Source organism: Niallia sp. MER 6 (genome assembly GCF_023714395.1).
Taxonomy (GTDB): domain Bacteria; phylum Bacillota; class Bacilli; order Bacillales; family Cytobacillaceae; genus Niallia.
In genome coordinates this window covers 1-1,401 of sequence record NZ_JAMAUK010000095.1, presented here as the reverse complement: position 1 = coordinate 1,401, position 1,401 = coordinate 1, and the positions used below count along the sequence as shown (strand labels likewise).

Here is a 1,401-nt window from a genome sequence, read left to right as displayed (position 1 = left end):
TCATCTTTTTTAAGTTCCATTGGTATCTATAGTAATTGTAATAAATCATATATTGTTTGATTTCCTTTTTTACTTCATCTAAACTTGTACATGTTTTAATAGAGGTTTCATCTTTAAGATGGCCAAAGAATGATTCTTGGGGGGCATTATCCCAACAGTTTCCTCGTCTTGACATAGATTGGCGTAACCCTAATTTTTTTACTGCTTTTTGAAAGATAGGACTTGTATAATGAACACCTTGATCGGAATGAATGAAAGCATCTTTTGCACACGTAAAGTTTCTGTTCTTCTTTAGCTTCTTGAGAGTGACTGTTGCCAATTCCAAGGTCATTCTATCCGATACATGATAGGCTAGAATTTCACCAGTTGAACTGTCCTTAACTGCTGATAAATAGGCTCTTAGCCCTTTGCCGAAGGAAAGGTATGTGATATCAGTCAGAAGCACTTTCCCTGGAATCCCTTGCTTAAATTGTCTATTTAAAAGGTTTGGTACAACACGGTGTTCCATTGTAGCTTTCATCATTTGTCTATAAGGATTTGCCTTTCTAATCGGACAAATAATATTGTATTTCTTCATAATTCGTCGTATACGTTTTAAATTATAGACAACTTTAAATTGACCCGCCAAAGTCATTTTAATTTGGCGTGCCCCTTTCTTACGATTCTTGAAATGAAATGCTTTTAAGATGATTGCCTTCACTTCTTCATCCTGTTCATCTTTTCTCTTTCTTTGTTCGTGTGACTTTTGAGAAAAGTAATTATAGTAGCCACTTCTTGATACACCTGAGATATCACATAAATAACTCACCATATGCTTCAATTGGTATTTTTCAATTACCGAATGTATGAGGCGATATTTTTGGAAAGGAGGGAGAACTACTTTTTCATCCTCCTTTCTGCCAAACGAATCTTTTTTAATAGCTCGTTTTCTGCCTTTAATAAATTATTTTGAGCTTCTAGTCTTGCGTATTTCTCTTCCATGCTAAGTTCTCTTTCACTAGGTCTTCCTGAATTCTCGTTTCTGGTATCTTGTAACCCAGATACCCCATTTTCACGATAGTTAGCACGCCATCTCTTTCCCGAAGAACTAACTCGAGGCATACCAATAATATCTATATCGAACCCGCATTCCTCAAATATTACCCTTGGTAGCTTACCTTTTTCGTTTTCTGCGATAAAAATATGTTTAAACTCTTCCGTATAAGTGATTCCTTTTGCACTTACAGATTTAACGTACTTATTAGCTGATAGTCGTTTTATCTCTTTCTCTGTAAAAATCCTATTACTCATAAAAAATCTCCAGTCCCATGTTGTTTTTTCTCTAGTTGTGTTTCTTTATTATACAAAAAAGCACCCTATAGGTAGACTTTTTTTAGTGTCTACTCTATAGGGTACATTTTA

1 protein-coding gene is annotated in these 1,401 nt (G+C 34.8%); it reads right to left on the bottom strand.

Annotated elements, in window-relative coordinates; all coding sequences use genetic code 11:
• A protein-coding gene (locus M3600_RS28320) for an IS3 family transposase (RefSeq protein WP_251648557.1) occupies positions 1-1,290 on the bottom strand; the annotation gives its coding sequence in 2 pieces (ribosomal slippage) (positions 1-903 and positions 903-1,290; 1,291 coding nt annotated over the 2 pieces). This gene is flagged as partial in the annotation.
• Between the last annotated feature and the right edge of the window lie 111 nt (positions 1,291-1,401).